Source organism: Microbacterium sp. SD291, from assembly GCF_017355365.1.
GTDB lineage: Bacteria > Actinomycetota > Actinomycetes > Actinomycetales > Microbacteriaceae > Microbacterium.
In genome coordinates this window covers 1-16,681 of the sequence record NZ_JADIJR010000011.1, presented here as the reverse complement: position 1 = coordinate 16,681, position 16,681 = coordinate 1, and the positions used below count along the sequence as shown (strand labels likewise).

Below are 16,681 nucleotides of genomic sequence, written 5' to 3'. Positions count from 1 at the left end.
GAAAGGACCACTATGACAAGGCATATCGAAATCAGGAAGAACACCTACCTCGACTCCGTCTCGCTCATGTCGATGAGCACCAAGGCGAACGCGGTCGAGGGGGTCACCCAGGCGCTGCTCGGGATGGCGACTCCGATGAACAAGGAGGTGCTTCTCAACGTCGGCGTCGAGGACGCTTCGATCGACGCCGCCAAGCCCAGCGACCTGATGATCGTCATCGACGCCGACGACGACGCGATCGAGACGGCGATCCAGGCGGTCGATGACATCCTCGCACGCAAGAACAAGACATCCGGCGGCCCGGCTGAGATCCGCTACCGGACACTCGACGGCGCGTTCGCCGAGGTCCCGGACAGCAACCTCGTGCTGATCTCCGTCAACGGCGCCTTCGCCGCGCGCGAGGCGCGCAAGGCGCTGAACGCCGGCAAGCACGTCATGATCTTCTCCGACAACGTGAGCGTCGAGGACGAGTTCGCGCTGAAGACCCTGGCCCATGAGAATGGCCTGCTGGTCATGGGGCCGGACTGCGGCACGGCGATCATCAACGGCGTGGGCCTGGCGTTCTCCAACGCCGTCCGTCGCGGCAGCATCGGCATCGTCGGGGCCTCCGGCACCGGAAGCCAGGAGGTCTCGGTCCGCATCCACGACTTCGGCGGCGGCGTCTCGCAGCTGATCGGCACCGGCGGTCGCGACCTCAGCACCGAGATCGGCGGCATCTCGATGATCGACGGCATCAACGCCCTCGACGCCGACCCGGAGACCGCGGTCATCGTGATCGTCTCGAAGCCTCCGGCTGAGGACGTCGCCGAGAAGGTGCTGGCCGTGGCCGGCGCCGCCTCCAAGCCGGTCTTCGTCACCTTCCTCGGCTCCGACCGCACCGATTCCGGGTACGACAACGTGACCATGGTCCAGGGCACCAAGCCCCTCGCCATCGCCGCGGTGGTGGCCTCGGGCATCGACGAGTCGACCCTCGACAAGCACCCGCTGAACATCCCGCTGGTCGAGGAGGTGCGCGCCAAGCTCGCGCCGGAGCAGAAGTACATCCGCGGCCTGTTCTGCGGCGGCACCCTCTGCGACGAGGCCATGTTCACCGCGCTGGACAAGTACGACAACGTGTACTCCAACATCCAGAAGGACCCGGCGTACAAGACGGGCGCCACGGATGCCTCCCGCGAGCACACCTTCCTCGACATGGGCGACGACGACTTCACCAACGGCCGTCCGCACCCGATGATCGACCCGTCCCTGCGCCTGCAGCGGCTCGTCCAGGAGGCCGACGACCCCGAGGTCGGCGTCATCGCCATGGACTTCGTGCTCGGCTTCGGCGCCCACGAGGACCCTGTGGGCGTCACCATCCCCGCCATCGCCGAGGCCAAGGCCAAGGCTGCGGCGCGCGGCCAGCACCTCGAGATCCTCGGCTACGTGCTGGGCACGGACATCGACACGCCGGCCTTCGACGCCCAGGTGGCTCAGCTCGAGGCCGCCGGCGTGACCATCGCCTCCTCCTCCACCAACCTCGGGCTGCTGGCCCGCGAATTCGTCGCGAAGGGTGACAACTGATGAGTGTCAACGACCTGTTCTCGGCCGGCCTCAAGCCGGTCAACCTCGGCCTGGACATGTTCGCCGAGGATCTGCAGGCACAGGGCGTCCAGCCCGTGCTGATGGACTGGACCCCGCCGGGCGGCGGCGACCCCGACGTCATCGCCGCGCTCAGCCGCCTCGAGGACCCTGCGGTCGCCGAGAAGATCAACGCCGCGAACGAGGTCGCCCTCGAGCGCATCCTCTCCTCGCAGCCGTTCCTGGAGGGCTTCGGCCAGGCGCTGGACACCGTGCCGGGGATGACCGAGAAGACCATCCTGCACGCCGGCCCGCCGATCGAGTTCACCCGGATGTCCGGCCCGATGAAGGGCGCGGTCACCGGCGCGCTGGTCTTCGAGGGTCTGGCGAAGGATCTCGATGAGGCGTTCGAGCTCGCCTCCTCCGGAGAGATCGACTTCTCCCCCTGCCACGAGCATCAGTCGGTCGGCTCGATGGCCGGCGTCACCAGCGCGAGCATGTGGGTGCACAAGGTCACCAACCGTGCCCACGGCAACACCGCGTTCACCAATCTCTCCGAGCAGCTCTCGAAGATCCTCCGCTTCGGCGCCAACGATCAGTCGGTCATCGACCGCCTGAACTGGATGCGCGATGTGCTCGGTCCGGTGCTCTCCGCCGCGATGGCGCTGAACGAGGGAGGGCTCGACCTCCGCCTGATGCTCTCGCAAGCGCTGCACATGGGCGACGAGGCGCACAACCGCAACGTCGCCGGCACGACGCTGCTCATCCAGGCGCTGGCCCCGTACATCCTCGAGACGGACTTCACCACGAAGGAGAAGCGCGAGGTCTTCGACTTCGTCGCGTCCTCGGACTACTTCTCCGGTCCGACCTGGATGGTCGCGGCGAAGGCATCGATGGATGCCGCGAACGGCATCGAGAACTCGACGGTCGTCACGACGATGGCGCGCAACGGCGTCGACTTCGGCATCCGCGTGTCCGGCACCGGCGGCCAGTGGTTCACGGGACCGGCGCAGCAGGTCATCGGCCCGATGTTCGCCGGCTACACCGAAGCCGACTCCGGCCACGACATGGGCGACTCCGCGATCACCGAGACCTTCGGCATCGGCGGCTTCGCGATGGCCGCGGCTCCGGCGATCGTCGCGCTCGTCGGCGGCACGGTCGACGAGGCGATGGGCTACTCGCGCACGATGAACGCGATCACGACGGGCAGCAACCCGAACATCACGATCCCCGCGCTCGGCTTCATGGGCGTGCCCACCGGCATCGACGTGCGCAAGGTCATGGAGACCGGCATCCTGCCGATCATCAACACCGCGATCGCTCACAAGGACCCTGGCATCGGCATGATCGGCGCCGGCACCACCCATCCGCCTGTCGAGGCGTTCCAGCAGGCGCTCGTCGCCCTCGCAGAGACGATCGAGCCGTGACCGCGGTCGCGCCCGTCGCCACGGGCAGCGAGCTGAAGTGGTGGAAGAAGGGTGACATCGCGGCGTTCTTCGCCCTGTTCACCAACAACCTCACCAACATCATCACCTTCACCGCGCTGTTGACGATGGCGGGCCTGCCGTCCGAGATCGTGGTCGGTCGGATCGCCCCGGCCTTCGGTCTCTCGATCCTGATCACCTCGTCGATGTACGTGTGGTTCGCCAGGCGGCTGGCCGCGAAGGAGGGTCGCGGCGACGTCGTGGCCCTCCCGTCCGGTCCCAGCGCTCCGTCGATCTTCACGGTGACTTTCCTCGTCATCCTGCCGGTGTACTCGACAACGCAGAACGCCGAGCTGGCTGTCGGCGTCGGTCTCGTCTGGGGCTTCCTCGAGGGCATGATGCTCTTCGTCGGCTCCTTCTTCGGCGACGTGCTCCGTCGCACGGTGCCCCGCTCCGTGCTGCTCGCCTGCCTCGCGGGCCTCGGACTGCTGCTGCTGGCGATGAACCCGATGCTGCAGAGCTTCCAGTACCCGGTGGTCGCCTTCATCGTGCTGGTGCTGGTGTTCATGAACTGGTTCGGCCGCGTGCCGTTCCTGGGCAAGATCCCCACTGGGCTGCTGCTGCTCATCATCGGAAGCGCCGCGGCCTGGGCGTTCGGGCTGCAGAGCCCGGAGGCCGTGCAGACGGCGCTCTCGAACGCCGGGTTCAACCCGCCGCAGGTGTCGGTCGGCAACTTCGTCGAGGGCCTCGCGCACTCGGCTCCGTACCTCGCCTCGGCAGTGCCGCTGGCTCTCGCGAACTACGTGTTCGACCTCGAGAACATCGAGGCCGCGGAGGCTGCGGGCGACTCGTACAAGGCGCGTCCCGTCATGCTCGTGAACGGCTCGGCCACCATGATCGGCGCGCTGATGGGCAACCCCTACCCGGTGACTGTGTACATCGGCCACACCGCCTACAAGGAGATGGGCGCAGGAATCGGATACACGATGCTCAACGGGATCACGATGTTCGCGGTGGGCCTGTTCGGGCTGAGCGCCGTGCTGCTGTCGATCGTCCCGCTGGCCGCGATCGCGCCGATCCTGATCTACATCGGCGTGGTCACCGCGACCCAGTCGGTGCGAGAGACGCCGAGGGTGGAGCTTCCGGTCGTGTTCATCGCCCTGTTCCCGTGGATCGCGAGCTGGGGCAACAGCCTGGTGAACAACGTGCTGAAGTCCGCCGGCACCAACGCCGGTGAGGTGGGTGCGCAGGCGCTCAATGCGGCGGGCACGTACTACAGCGGCATCAGCACACTCGGCAACGGCGCACCGCTCTCGTCGCTGCTGTGGGGCATGATCGCGGTGTTCGCGATCCGGAACAGGGCCGCAAGCGGGGCGATCGTCGGCCTGATCGCCGCCATCGTGGCGTTCTTCGGCGTCATCCACGCGCCGATCCCTCGCATCGCAGATCTCAGCATGGGGCTGGCGGACCCGCAGGTCATGTTCGCCGTCTCGTACCTGATGGTCGCGCTGCTGTTCCTGGCCAAGTGGATACAGGACAGCGTGACGAAGGAGAAGGCGACCTTCACCGCCAAGGACGAGTTCACGATCGCGTCGGTCTGACGCGATCGGAAACGAAGAAGGGCCGATCCACCGGGATCGGCCCTTCTTCCATGCCTCCTGCTACTTCTTCTTCTTGCCCTGTGCGCGACGCTGCTCGCGGTTCGCGGCGGCGGGGGCCGCAACATCCGTCTTCTGTCCGAAGGCTCCGCGCGGGGCCTCGGCCTCCGGCTGAGCGGCGGCTGCGCCTGCGGCCGCCTGACGGAGCCGGTCGGTCGCTGCCTGCTGGACCTGGCCGCGGTCGTTGCGGACCTCGACCTCTCCCGCGTCATTGGCTGCGGAGTACTCGAGACGCTGCTCCCCTGCTCCGTTCGCGAGCCCCTTGGCCTCGACCTCGGTCGCCTGAGCGTCTCCGGCACGGCGCACCTCGACCTCGAGGTTGTAGAGGTAGCCGACGGACTCCTCCTTGATCTGTCCCATCATCGACTGGAACATCGCGTAGCCCTCGCGCTGGTACTCGATCAGCGGATCGCGCTGCGCCATCGCCCGCAGGCCGATGCCGTCCTTGAGGTAGTCCATCTCGTAGAGGTGATCGCGCCAGCGACGGTCGAGCACCTGCAGCACGACCCGGCGCTCCAGTTCGCGGGTGGCCGCCTCGCCGAGCGACTCCTCGCGCTTCTCGTACGCGATCATCGCGTCCGAGATGACCTCGCGGGTGAGGCCGTCGGCGGTGATCCCGCCCTTGCGGCCCTGCGCCTCCGCGACGACCTCGTCGATCGTCACGCCCACCGGGTAGAGCGTCTTCAGCTCGGTCCAGAGCGCGTCGAAGTCCCAGCTCTCGTTGTGGCCCTCGCCGGTGTGATCGGTGACGACGCTCGTGATCGCGTCTTCGATGAAGTGCTGCACCCGGTCGGCGATGTCGTCGCCCTGCAGGATGTGGCGTCGGTCGGCGTAGATGGCCTCGCGCTGACGGTTCAGCACGTCGTCGTACTTGAGGACGTTCTTGCGCATCTCGGCGTTGCGCGCCTCGACCTGCGACTGCGCGCTGCGGATCGCCCGCGAGACGAGACCCGATTCGATCGGCACGTCGTCGGGGAAGTTCGTGCGGGACAGGATCGCCTCTGCGGCGCCCGACTGGAACAGGCGCATCAGGTCGTCGGTGAGGCTCAGGTAGAACCGGCTCTCACCGGGGTCTCCCTGGCGACCGGACCGGCCGCGCAGCTGGTTGTCGATGCGGCGGGACTCGTGCCGCTCCGTGCCGAGCACGTAGAGCCCCCCGGCTTCGATGACCTTCTCGGCCTCCTCGGCGACGATCTGCTTCATCGACTCGTAGGTCTCGTCCCAGGCGACCTCGTACTCCTCCGGCGTCTCGACGGGGTCGAGACCCTTCGACTTGAGGTCCTGCACCGCGAGGAACTCGGCGTTGCCGCCGAGCATGATGTCAGTGCCTCGGCCGGCCATGTTCGTGGCCACCGTCACGGCGCCGAGTCGTCCTGCGCGCGCGACGATCTCCGCCTCGCGAGCGTGGTTCTTCGCGTTGAGGACCTCGTGCTTGACGCCCTTCTTCGCAAGGAGGCGCGAGAGGTACTCGCTCTTCTCGACGCTGACGGTGCCGACGAGCACGGGCTGCCCCGAGGCGTGGCGCTCGGCGATGTCCTCGACGACCTGCGCGAACTTGGCGGTCTCGTTCTTGTAGACGAGGTCGGACTGGTCCTTGCGGATCATCGGCCTGTTCGTCGGGATCGGGATGACGCCGAGCTTGTAGGTCGACATGAACTCCGCCGCCTCGGTCTCGGCGGTGCCGGTCATGCCGGCGAGCTTGTCGTAGAGCCGGAAGTAGTTCTGCAGGGTGACGGTGGCGAGGGTCTGGTTCTCGGCCTTGACGGGCACGCCCTCCTTCGCCTCGATGGCCTGGTGGATGCCCTCGTTGTAACGCCGTCCGACCAGGATGCGCCCGGTGTGCTCGTCGACGATCATGACCTCGTCGTTCATCACGACGTAGTCGGTGTCCTTCTTGAACAGGGCGAGCGCCTTGATCGAGTTGTTCAGGAACGAGATCAGCGGAGTGTTCGCGGACTCGTAGAGGTTGTCGATGCCGAGGTAGTCCTCGACCTTCTCGATGCCTGGCTCGAGGACGCCGACGGTGCGCTTCTTCTCGTCGACCTCGTAGTCCTCGCCGGCGACCAGGGTGCGGGCGATCTTCGCGAACTCGGAGAACCAGCGGTTGGCCTCGCCCGAGGACGGACCGGAGATGATCAGCGGGGTCCTGGCCTCGTCGATCAGGATCGAGTCGACCTCGTCGACGATCGCGAAGAAGTGCTCGCGCTGGACCAGGTCCTCCTTGCGCCACGCCATGTTGTCGCGCAGGTAGTCGAAGCCGAACTCGTTGTTCGTGCCGTAGGTGATGTCCGCGGCGTACTGCTCGCGGCGCACGGCAGGGCTCTGACCCGAGACGATGATCCCGGTGTTCATGCCGAGCGCGCGGTAGACGCGGCCCATGAGCTCCGCCTGATAGCTGGCGAGGAAGTCGTTGACGGTGATGACGTGGACGCCTTCGCCGGCGATGGCGTTCAGGTAAGCCGGGAAGGTCGCGACAAGGGTCTTGCCCTCGCCGGTCTTCATCTCCGCGATGTTCCCGAGATGCAAGGCGGCGCCGCCCATGATCTGCACGTCGTACGCGCGCATTCCCAGGGTGCGCTTGCCGGCCTCGCGGACGGCGGCGAACGCCTCCGGCATCAGCTGGTCGAGGGTCTCGCCCTTGCCGAAGCGCTCACGCAGCTCGACGGTCTCGTTCCGCAGCTCTTCGTCGGTGAGCTTCGCGAAGTCCTCTTCCAGCGCGTTCACGGCCTTCACCACCTGGTTCAGGCGACGGATGATCCGCCCCTCGCCCGCGCGCAGCAGCTTCTCAAGAGGATTGGCCACAGATGTCATCTCCCTGTCGGTGTGTGAACTGCCCGGCCGCCGTTCGGGCGAACACCGGACATACGTTGTCATGTTACCGGCCCGTGACCTGCAGATCGTCTGCACGGCGCTGCATCCGAGCTTTTCCGGGTATCCATATACTCGGAAAGGACTTCAGGAGGTCACCGTGTCCGTTCGCCACAGCCTGCTCGCCATCCTTGCTCAGGGGCCGTGCTACGGCTATCAGCTGCGACACGAGTTCGACCGGCGCACCGGATCCACCTGGCCGCTGAACGTGGGACAGATCTACAACACGCTCGAACGGCTGGAACGGGACGGGCTCGCGGTGCACGCGGATCAGGACGATCACGGTCACGTCTACTGGCAGGTCACGGATGCCGGTCGCGAAGAGGTCGCCACCTGGCTCTCCTCCCCCGTCGTGCGCGCCTCCGGCACCCGCGACGAACTGGCGATCAAGCTCGCCGTCGCCGCGACCCTTCCGGGCGCGGACGCCGCGTCGGTGACGGGCACGCAGCGTGCGGCATCCGCCGGCCGGCTGGAGGATCTTCGCCGCACACGCGAGTCCGCCGAGCCCGGCACTCCGGAGGGGCTGGCGTGGTCGCTGGTGGTCGACTCGATGATCTTCGCCGCCGAGGCGGAGGTGCGCTGGCTCGATCACGTGGAGGCGCGTCTGCGCGAGCACCCGCAGCGCGCCATGGCCCTCGAACTGACCACGATCCGCCCGAAGCGCGGCCGCCCGGCGAAGGCCGAGGCCGCCGCGGTGGCCTGATCTCCGTTCGCCTGAAGCGGATGCACAGCCTGAGAAGTCGCTGCGGAAACTAGGATCGGGTTCATGGCTGGAATTTGGGGTAGACGCAAGCGCGAACAGGAAGAACTCGCGGCACAGGACGCCGACCTCGCCCGGCGGGCCGAGCAGGCGCTCGTCGCGGCAGACGAGCGCATCCGCACGACCGGCGATGAGCTGGTATTCGCAGAGGCAGAGCTCGGCGAATCGCTGACCGGCGACCTGAGGACGGCGCTGAGCGCGGTGCGCACCCACCTTCGCGAGGCCTTCCAGCTGCACCAGCTCAACCACGACGAGATCCCCGACACCCCGGAGGAGCTGCGCACCAGGAACGCCCGGATCGTGCAGCTGTGCGACTGGGCCCAGGACCTGCTCGACGACAAGACTGCGGTGCTCGCGAAGTCGGTCGCCAAGGTGCGCAGAGCACCCGAGATCATCGCGCAGGTGCGAGCGGATGCCGAGGCGCTCAGCGCCCGGATCCCGCACACCAAGGAGAGCATCGGCCGGCTCTCGTCTCGGTACGCGGAGTCCGCGATGCACCAGATCACCGCGAGCGCGGCCGAGGCCGAGCAGCTCATCGCGTTCGCGACGCACGGGGCGAGCGTCTCGGAGCGCCGCCGCGCCGCGAAGCAGAACGAGGAGGCGAACCTCGCACTCGAGACGGCGACCGAGGCGACCCGCCGTGCCTCCGCCCTGCTGGACGCCGTCGAGGACTTCGAGATCGAGGCCCTGCGCGCCGAGTCCACCCTCGCCGAGATCGTCGCGGACTCCCGGGGCGACCTGATCGCCGCGCGCACCGCACCGCAGGTGCCTGCGGTCGCCGAGGCCGTGGCCGGCCTCCAGGAGGCGCTCAGCGCGCTGAGCCCGGCCGGCACCCCGAACGACCCCTTCGCCGAGCTGTCGAAGCTGCGCGGCGCGAACTCGGCGCTGGACGAGGCGATCGCGAAGGCCAGGCATCGCGCCGAGCATCCGCTGCCCAGCATCCAGCAGGTCCAGCATGCGATCGACGACGCCGACCGTCAGCTCGGCGTCGCACGCGGGCTCATCTCCGGGCACCGCGGCTGGATCGGCGCCGATGCGCGCACGCGCCTCGCCGAGGCCGAGCGCCTGCGCATCGATCTCTCCGACCTGCTCTCCTCCGAGGACACCCGGGAAGAGGCTCTCACCCGCGCCAGGCGCGTCGCGCACCTGGCGTCGGAGGCGCTCCAGCTCGCGCAGCGCGACATCGACTCCTCCCGCCCGCAGGATCAGAACTGGGGCGGCGGCGGCTGGGGCGGCGGCGGCCGACGAGGCGGCGGCGGCGACATCGCCTCCGGCATCCTCGGCGGACTCGTCATCGGCAGCCTCCTCGACGGGATGTTCGACTGACGTCGGAGGCGCTGCGTGAGAACGGCCCGCCCCCTGCCTGATCGTTCAGGAAGGGGGCGGGCCGTTCTGTCGTTCGGGAGGCTGTGCCTGTCAGGCGGGTGTGCCTGTCAAGAGGCGAGGGCCTCGGCGGGCGGAGCCTGCGTGCTCAGTGCGATCACGCCGTAGTCCCAGCCCTTGCGGCGGTACACGACGCTCGGGTGGTCGGTGCTCGCATCCACGAAGAGGAAGAAGTCGTGTCCGACCAGCTCCATCCGGTCCACCGCCTCCTCGACGCTCATCCACTCGGCGTCGAAGCTCTTGGTGCGGATGACGACGGGCGAGTAGGTCTCCTCCTCGTCGTTCTGGACGGGCACGCTGCCGGTCGCGACGGCGTGCAGCACGTCGACGGACGCGGGCTTGACGTCGATCCCCTCGAGGGCTCCGCTGCCCTTCTCGAAGTGCGCGCCGCGCGGGTGGTGACGGCCGTCGACCTTCTTCTCCTTCGCCCGGCGCAGCTGCTCGGACATCTTGTCGACCGCGAGGTCGAGTGCGACGAACTTGTCGCCGTCGGTGGCCTCGGCCCGCACGACGGGCCCCTTGCTGACGAGCGTGAGCTCAACGGTCTCGTCGGGGACGTGGCCGTTCCGGTACACGCGGTGAGTGACCTTGACATCCAGCCGCTGCGCTCGGGACGCGAGCGTCTGGATCCTGGCGATCTTCTCCTCGACAACGGTTCGGAAGCGATCGGTGATTCCCACTCCGACGCCGACGATGCTCGTTTCCATTGCTGTCTCCTTGTCCCGGTCCTCCCGGCCAAGGGCGGACCGTGGTCGCCTTGTGACCCCCAACGTAGTCCGCTCACCCGCCAATGTCACGACTCATTTTCTTCGTGTCTTCCATGGATGGCCTGTGCGTCCGCGGTGAAGCGGAGTGGCGGCCAGCGCGACCGCCGAGAGGACCTCGAATCCCGCAGAGCGGAGAGCACGAGAGGCTTCATCCAGGGTCGCCCCGGTGGTGACGACGTCGTCGACGAGAACCACCTCGGCGCCATGACCGGCGCGCGTCGCGCGCATGCTGCCGCGGACGTTGTCGGTGCGCTCGCGAGCGCCGAGACCGCGCTGGTCGGTGCGCACGCCGACCGTGCGCAGCACACGCCGGGGCACTGCTCCCGCCCGCCGGATGAGCAGCTCCGGCACGCGGTAGCCACGACGCCTGAAGGCGGCGGACCCCGTCGGGACCGGCACCGGACGGACATCCTCGCGGAGCTCCTCCAGGAGCACTCCCGCGAGCGCCGCGCCGAGCGGATGCGCGAGGAGCGTCTCGCCCTCCCCCTTGAGCCGGCGGATGCATCGCGCGGCGACGGCCTCGAACGGCAGCGCTGCGCGGACGCGCAGGCCTTCAGGGGTGCGCAGTTCGAGCGGCGCCGGTACGAGGGTGAGGCGGCAGCGATCGCAGAGCAGGGTGCCCGGCTCGTCGCAGCCAGGACAGGTGGCGGCGAGGAGGAAGGCTGCGACCTCGACGGCGACGGCGTGGAGACCGGTGGATGACGGCATCCGTCGATGCTGCCCCGGCGGCTGGTTCGGCAGATGCGCCGCAGGCGGGAGAGCGCGCGTCGTGTGGATGACTCGCTCGCGACGGCATCCGGTGCAGGAGAGGCGGGCTCAGTGCCCCGCGCGGGTGGCGAGCACCAGCACGCCGTCCGTCGACTCGCGCCATGCCGACCCGCTGCGAGCGAACACCGCGCCATCGGCGCCGAGCACCCTCAGCCCCATGACCGTCCGCGAGCCGGCCACCGAGACGGCGTCGGTCGGCGCCGTCTCCGTGGCGCCGATGCCGCCGACCGTCTGGGTGAGCACGGCGGTGTCGTCGAGCTCCACGAGCGCGGCGAGGCGATCGGGCCCCAGCCACACGAGAGCGGATGCCGGCCCGCCGAGCTGAGTCAGCGGCTTCACCTCACCGAGCTCCGTCGGCAGCCCTGACGGGTCGCGGATGACCGCGGCGACCACCACCCAGCGCTGCGCGCCCACCATCACGACGGCGGCCACCCGCGCGCCGTCGGCTGCCACCCTGACCGCGGAGATCGACGAGGCCTCCGGCCATGCCCCTTCGATCCTCTGCCCGGCGATCTCGGCGCCGATCGCCAGCAGCGCCTTCGGGTCGCCGGCAGGCACGGACCAGGTGTACCCGTACGGGTCGATCGACGGCTTGATGAGCCCGGCGCGATCGTCCAGTTCGTCGACTCGTCCGTCCCCGGCGCGGTAGACGTGACCGTCGTCGAGCTGGAGGGCGGCGAAGGAATCGTCGGCTGCGACGTCGATCGCGACGATCGGCTGCGAGATGCTGAGGAGGTCCTCGCTCACCGCGGGGATCGGCGTGATCTCGTCGCCGAGCACGGTGCCGAACACGCCGTCCGCGAGCACGATGCTGCCGGCGTCGGAGGGCTCCTCCACCAGCTCGACCACGCCCGCGTCGAGCGAGCGTCCGTCGACGCTGAAGCGCACCTTATTCACGTTCACGCCGGCCGCCTCGAGAGTCGACTGCAGCTGCGTGCGCATGCGTGCCAGCGTGGTCTGATCGAGGCTCTGGGCCGCCGTGTTGAGCGCGACATCGGCGACCTGATCCTGGTCGATCGGCACCGCATCGCGGGCGAGCTGCACGTCGCGAGGGAACGCCGTCTGCACCGCGGGCTCGAGCCAGACGCTCGGCGCGCCGTCGATCAGGGAGCGGGTGATGGTCGTCGCGATCCCCGTCGCGCGGCGCGGGAACCAGCGCACGTCGGGGACGAGCCGCTTCCAGGCCTGGTCGAAGTACTGCAGCGCGTAGCTCTCGTAGACCCGCTCGAACCGGGACTCGTCGATCACCACGCCATCCGGTGCCTCCGAGATGCGCCACTGCCCGTCGATGCGCTCGACGGCGAAGGAGAGGGTCGACGCGCCGAACGCCTCTGAGTACGCGCCGTTCGCGTCGACGCTCGCCACCTGGTCGATCCGGACGAGGACCTCGGCGGTGTCGCCTTCCGCCGCCGCCTCCTCCGCCGCCTCCTCCTCCTGCTCGACGGATGCCGTGACGACCCGCGATGCCGAGCTGACGTCCACCGACACGCCGGCTGCGGGCTGCCAGTCGTCGAACTCCGGGGTGAGGAACTTCCGTGCCGTCGCCCACGAGTCAGCGGGGGTGATCGCGGCCTCCATGAAGCCCTCGACGATGGCGGCGGGGCCCGCGCCGTCGACCGGACCCGATGCTACGAGCAGGAAGTCGGGGGCCTCCGGGGACTCCCCCAGCGCCAGTCCCTGCTGTGCGTCTCCGCTGGTCGGCAGGCCGCTGCACGCCGCGAGCAGCAGCGCGGCGGCCGCGAGCGCGAGAGCGCGCAGGGCGCGTTCGGATCGGGTCGTCATCGGATGCTCTCCTCGTCGAACAGGTCGGGAGGAAGCTCGGCGAGCTGGATCGGCTGGGTCGCATCGCCGAACTCGAGAAGCGGCTCCTGCGGCTCGACCAGGATCGGCGACGGCCCGTCGATCACCCCGTCGTGGCGCGGAAGCGTGAGCACGAAGTTGGTGCCGACGCCGAGCTCGGACCACACCGCGAGGCTGCCGCCGTGCAGGGTCGCATCCCCGAGCGCGATCGACAGCCCCAGCCCGGTGCCGCCGATCGTGCGCTGACGGGACGGATCGGCGCGCCAGAACCTGTCGAAAACGCGCTCCGCGTCGGCCGGATCCATGCCGAGCCCCGAGTCTCGGACTCCCGCTGCGACGGCGTGCTGGTTGCTGTCCACCGTCACGACGACAGGTCGCCCCTCGCCGTGCTCGATGGCGTTGCCGATGAGGTTGCGCAGCACCCGGCGAACGCGCCGCGGATCCATGTCCACCGGCGTGTAGCCGCCGGGGGCGACCAGCCGGAGCTCGGTGCCGCGCCCCTCGGCGAGCGGCCTCATCTGCTCGATGATGTCCTCCGCCAGGTGGGCGAGGCTGGTGGCCTCGAGCTCGAGCTGCACGGACCCTGCGTCGTAGCGGCTGATCTCGAGGAGGTCGGACAGCAGGGTCTCGAACCTCTGCACCTGGGTGTGCAGGAGCTCGGTGGTGCGCGATGTGGTGGGGTCGAAGTCCTCGCGCTGGTCGTTGAGCATGTCGGCGGCGAGCCGGATCGTGGTCAGGGGCGTCCTGAGCTCGTGGGAGACGTCGGACACGAATCGCTGCTGCACGAGCGACAGCTCGCCCAGCTCCTTGATCTGCGACTCGATGCTGTCCGCCATCGCGTTGAACGAGCGTGCGAGTGTAGCCAGCTCGTCCTCCCCGTGCACCTCCAGACGCACCGCGAGGTCGCCGGACGCCAGCCGCGCGCTGGTCTCCGCGGCCTCGACGATCGGCGTCGACACGGTCCTGAGCACGATGTACGAGATCGCCGCGACGATCGCGACGAGACCGATGCCCGCGATCCACAGGGTGCGCTGCACGAACCCGAGCGTCTGGTCGGCGTCCGCGAGGTCGTAGGCGAAGTACACCTCGAACGGCCCGGCCTCCGGCACGCGCAGCTGCTGCCCCACGATGATCCCCGGCACGCCCTGACGCGCGTCGACCTCGAGCGCCACGGACTGCCAGGACTGCACGTCGTCGGACTGGACGACCCGATTGCGCAGACCGGAGCTGATGTTGTTGGCGCTGAGTCCGGCCGTGAAGCCGGTGAGCGGGACGGCCCCCGCGTCGCCGTCGATGCGGATGGCGGCGAGCTGGTCGGCTGCGGTGTTGCGGGCGAGATCGTCGCGGATGCTGTCCCAGAGCTCCTGCAGCGCGACGGGGCTGTCGCCCACCTCTGCGACGTCGAGGGTCGCCTGTGCCTGATCGACCGCGCGGCGCGCGTCTTCGAGCGCTTCGTTCTTGCGTGACTCGAAGAGGTCGTTCTGGATCACGAGCGCCATGGTGACGCACGTGATGAAGATCGCCGTCGAGGTCAGCAGGAGCGTGACGGTGAGAGTGCGGAAGCGCAGCGAACGCCGCCACAGCGTCGCGAGCACCGTCGGCCAGCCGCGCCAGTCGCGCAGGACAGCGACCGCCGTGGTGGTCGCTGTCGTCGCGGCCATCCTGCGCCTAGCCAGCACTCCCGGCGCGATAGCCGACGCCACGCACCGTCATGACGATCTTGGGATTGTCGGGGTCGAGCTCGACCTTCGCACGCAGCCGCTGCACATGGACGTTCACCAGGCGTGTGTCCGCCTTGTAGTGATAGCCCCAGACCTGTTCGAGGAGCATCTCGCGCGAGAACACCTGCTGCGGTTTGGAGGCGAGCGCCACGAGAAGCTGGAACTCCAGCGGGGTGAGGGCGATCGGCGCAGTCCCCCTGCGCACCTCGTGCGCGTCGACGTCGACGGTCAGATCCCCGACGCGGAGCTGCTCCCCGACCGTCTGCGGTGCCGGGCGGAGCCGCGTGCGGATGCGTGCGACGAGCTCCTTGGGATTGAACGGCTTCACCATGTAGTCGTCGGCGCCGACTTCGAGGCCCCTGACCACGTCGGACGTGTCGCTGCGTGCGGTGAGCATGATGATCGGGATGCCGGACTCGGCGCGGATCCGGGTGCAGATCTCGATGCCGTCCATGCCAGGGAGCATGAGGTCGAGCAGCACGAGGTCGGGGTGCTGGGTCCGCCATTCCTCGACGGCCCGCGCACCGTCGGCGCAGAACACGGGCTCGAAGCCCTCCGTGCGCAGCACGATGCCGATCATCTCGGCGAGCGCGGTGTCATCGTCGACCACAAGAATGCGTGAGGTCATAACTGTTACCTTATGGCACCGGGTGCGACGGTCCCATGTCTGCGCACCACGCACGTGTTGTGACACGATGGGAGCGCACGACGGAGGGAGGGCCGGTGAGCGGTCAGACATGGACGCCCGCCCCGAAGAAGGGCATCATCCCGCTTCACCCGCTGACGTTCGGGATGCTGCTGGGGAAGGCGTTCGCCGCGCTCCGGCACAACCCGAAGGTGCTGTTCGGGTTCGGCGTCGTGATCCAGCTGGTCGTCGTGATCCTCAGCGCGAGCGTGATGGGCTTCGTCCTGGTCACCACCTTCACGCGACTGGAGTCCGTGTCGCGATCGTCGCCTGACTTCGAAGCCGTCCTCGCAGGCACGATCGCGATGAACGTCGTCGCCGGGATCGCCGTGGGCCTGGCATCCGTCGCCTTCACGTCACTCATGCAGGGCGTGGTGGCGGCCGAGGTGGGCTACGCCGCGATCGGCGTCAAGGCGTCGCTCGGCACGCTGTGGCGCCGGATGGCCCCCTCGTTCTGGCGCCTCGCCGCATTCTCGTCGCTGTCCGTGCTGTTCGTCTTCGGCCTCATGATCATCGTCTTCCTGATCATCGCCGGCGCCCTGGCCGGCGGCCTCGGCGGCGGCGGCGGCGAACTCATCGGCCTGGTAGTGGTGGTCGTCGTCCTCCTCATCCTGGCGAGCATCCCGCTCATCGTGTGGCTCACGACGAAGCTGCTGCTGGTCCCGTCGATCCTCGTGCTCGAGCGGGCGCGGTTCCGCGAGGCGCTGGTGCGGTCATGGCGGCTGACCCGCGGCCGGTTCTGGGTCGCCTGGGGCGTGACATTCCTGATCAGCGTGATCATGGGCATCGCGATGCAGGTCGTGAGCCTGCCCGTCTCGCTGCTCAGCTCGATGCTCGGCACGATCATCGCGCCGACCGGCTCCATGGACACCGGCGCCGTCATGACCTTCGTCTTCGCGCTGCTCGCCCCGCAGATCCTTCTGCTCGTGCTGCAGGCGATCACGCTCGTCGTGCAGAGCACGGCGGGTGCGCTCGTCTACCTCGACTGCCGCATGCGTTACGAGGGGCTCGACCAGACGCTCATCACGTATGTCGAGCGACGCGACCTCGGCTGGACCGACGACCAGCTCGGCGATCCGTTCGTGGTGGACGCGACGCGAGCGGTGAGCAGCACGCCGCCGCCCAAGCAGGTCCCCGAGTGGGCGACGATGCCGGCCGGCTACGACTACCAGCAGCCCGTCCAGCCTTACCCCGTGCAGTCCTACCCGGTGCAGCCGTACCCGGTGCAGTACCCGGCTCAGGCTCACCCGGCTCAGCCGGGGCAGACATATCCGGCTCAGGCCTATCCGG

At 68.7% G+C, this 16,681-nt stretch carries 12 protein-coding genes; 6 read left to right on the top strand and 6 right to left on the bottom strand.

Annotation, left to right across the window (positions count from 1 at the left end):
- The first annotated feature begins 12 nt into the window (after positions 1–12).
- The 3 genes from fdrA to IPV10_RS08120 are packed head-to-tail and all read left to right on the top strand — an operon-like array spanning position 13 to position 4,582.
- Complete coding sequence (gene fdrA, locus IPV10_RS08130) at positions 13–1,560, top strand: acyl-CoA synthetase FdrA (protein WP_207482608.1); 1,548 nt, start codon at positions 13–15, stop codon at positions 1,558–1,560.
- Entirely contained in the window at positions 1,560–2,984 is a 1,425-nt protein-coding gene (locus IPV10_RS08125) for a DUF1116 domain-containing protein (protein WP_242684777.1), read from the top strand. The genes fdrA and IPV10_RS08125 overlap by 1 nt, the downstream gene beginning before the upstream one ends.
- The gene (locus IPV10_RS08120) at positions 2,981–4,582 is read left to right on the top strand and encodes a hypothetical protein (RefSeq protein ID WP_207482606.1); all 1,602 of its coding nucleotides are present in this window, start codon (positions 2,981–2,983) and stop codon (positions 4,580–4,582) included. The genes IPV10_RS08125 and IPV10_RS08120 overlap by 4 nt, the downstream gene beginning before the upstream one ends.
- Positions 4,583–4,642: 60 nt before the next feature.
- Here the strand turns inward: IPV10_RS08120 and secA are convergent, their stop codons facing one another.
- Positions 4,643–7,441, bottom strand: coding sequence for a preprotein translocase subunit SecA (gene secA, locus IPV10_RS08115; RefSeq protein WP_207482604.1), 2,799 nt, complete (start codon positions 7,439–7,441; stop codon positions 4,643–4,645).
- 166 nt (positions 7,442–7,607) lie between these two features.
- On the opposite strand from secA, the gene IPV10_RS08110 reads away from it, so the two are divergent.
- Positions 7,608–8,210, top strand: coding sequence for a PadR family transcriptional regulator (locus IPV10_RS08110; RefSeq protein WP_207482601.1), 603 nt, complete (start codon positions 7,608–7,610; stop codon positions 8,208–8,210).
- A 63-nt stretch (positions 8,211–8,273) separates the two neighbouring features.
- A complete protein-coding gene (locus IPV10_RS08105) occupies positions 8,274–9,593 on the top strand; it encodes a hypothetical protein (protein WP_207482599.1) in 1,320 nt (439 codons plus the stop codon).
- Positions 9,594–9,700: 107 nt separating this feature from the next.
- Here the strand turns inward: IPV10_RS08105 and hpf are convergent, their stop codons facing one another.
- From hpf to mtrA, 5 genes are all read right to left on the bottom strand, one after another.
- Positions 9,701–10,357, bottom strand: coding sequence for a ribosome hibernation-promoting factor, HPF/YfiA family (hpf, locus tag IPV10_RS08100; protein ID WP_207482597.1), 657 nt, complete (start codon positions 10,355–10,357; stop codon positions 9,701–9,703).
- 93 nt (positions 10,358–10,450) lie between these two features.
- Entirely contained in the window at positions 10,451–11,125 is a 675-nt protein-coding gene (locus IPV10_RS08095) for a ComF family protein (RefSeq protein WP_207482595.1), read from the bottom strand.
- A 108-nt stretch (positions 11,126–11,233) separates the two neighbouring features.
- On the bottom strand, positions 11,234–12,967 hold the full coding sequence (locus IPV10_RS08090) for an LpqB family beta-propeller domain-containing protein (RefSeq protein WP_207482593.1): 1,734 nt from the start codon (positions 12,965–12,967) through the stop codon (positions 11,234–11,236).
- Positions 12,964–14,646 carry an MtrAB system histidine kinase MtrB gene (mtrB, locus tag IPV10_RS08085; RefSeq protein WP_207482591.1) on the bottom strand — a complete coding sequence of 561 codons (1,683 nt, stop codon included), beginning with the start codon at positions 14,644–14,646 and terminating at the stop codon, positions 12,964–12,966. Before mtrB ends, IPV10_RS08090 begins: the two co-directional genes overlap by 4 nt.
- A gap of 7 nt (positions 14,647–14,653) precedes the next feature.
- Positions 14,654–15,334, bottom strand: a complete 681-nt coding sequence (gene mtrA, locus IPV10_RS08080) for an MtrAB system response regulator MtrA (protein WP_207482589.1) — start codon at positions 15,332–15,334, stop codon at positions 14,654–14,656.
- Positions 15,335–15,429: 95 nt separating this feature from the next.
- Here mtrA and IPV10_RS08075 point away from each other — a divergent pair.
- A partial coding sequence (locus IPV10_RS08075; RefSeq protein ID WP_207482586.1) for a glycerophosphoryl diester phosphodiesterase membrane domain-containing protein occupies positions 15,430–16,681 on the top strand: 1,252 nt, incomplete at its 3' end.

Bases quoted from the DNA above. Each gene is read 5' to 3' on its own strand.
- fdrA (WP_207482608.1), top strand. From the start codon at position 13: ATGACAAGGCATATCGAAATCAGGAAGAACACCTACCTCGACTCCGTC.
- IPV10_RS08125 (WP_242684777.1), top strand. From the start codon at position 1,560: ATGAGTGTCAACGACCTGTTCTCGGCCGGCCTCAAGCCGGTCAACCTC.
- IPV10_RS08105 (WP_207482599.1), top strand. From the start codon at position 8,274: ATGGCTGGAATTTGGGGTAGACGCAAGCGCGAACAGGAAGAACTCGCG.
- hpf (WP_207482597.1), bottom strand. From the start codon at position 10,357: ATGGAAACGAGCATCGTCGGCGTCGGAGTGGGAATCACCGATCGCTTC.
- IPV10_RS08095 (WP_207482595.1), bottom strand. From the start codon at position 11,125: ATGCCGTCATCCACCGGTCTCCACGCCGTCGCCGTCGAGGTCGCAGCC.
- IPV10_RS08090 (WP_207482593.1), bottom strand. From the start codon at position 12,967: ATGACGACCCGATCCGAACGCGCCCTGCGCGCTCTCGCGCTCGCGGCC.
- mtrB (WP_207482591.1), bottom strand. From the start codon at position 14,646: ATGGCCGCGACGACAGCGACCACCACGGCGGTCGCTGTCCTGCGCGAC.
- mtrA (WP_207482589.1), bottom strand. From the start codon at position 15,334: ATGACCTCACGCATTCTTGTGGTCGACGATGACACCGCGCTCGCCGAG.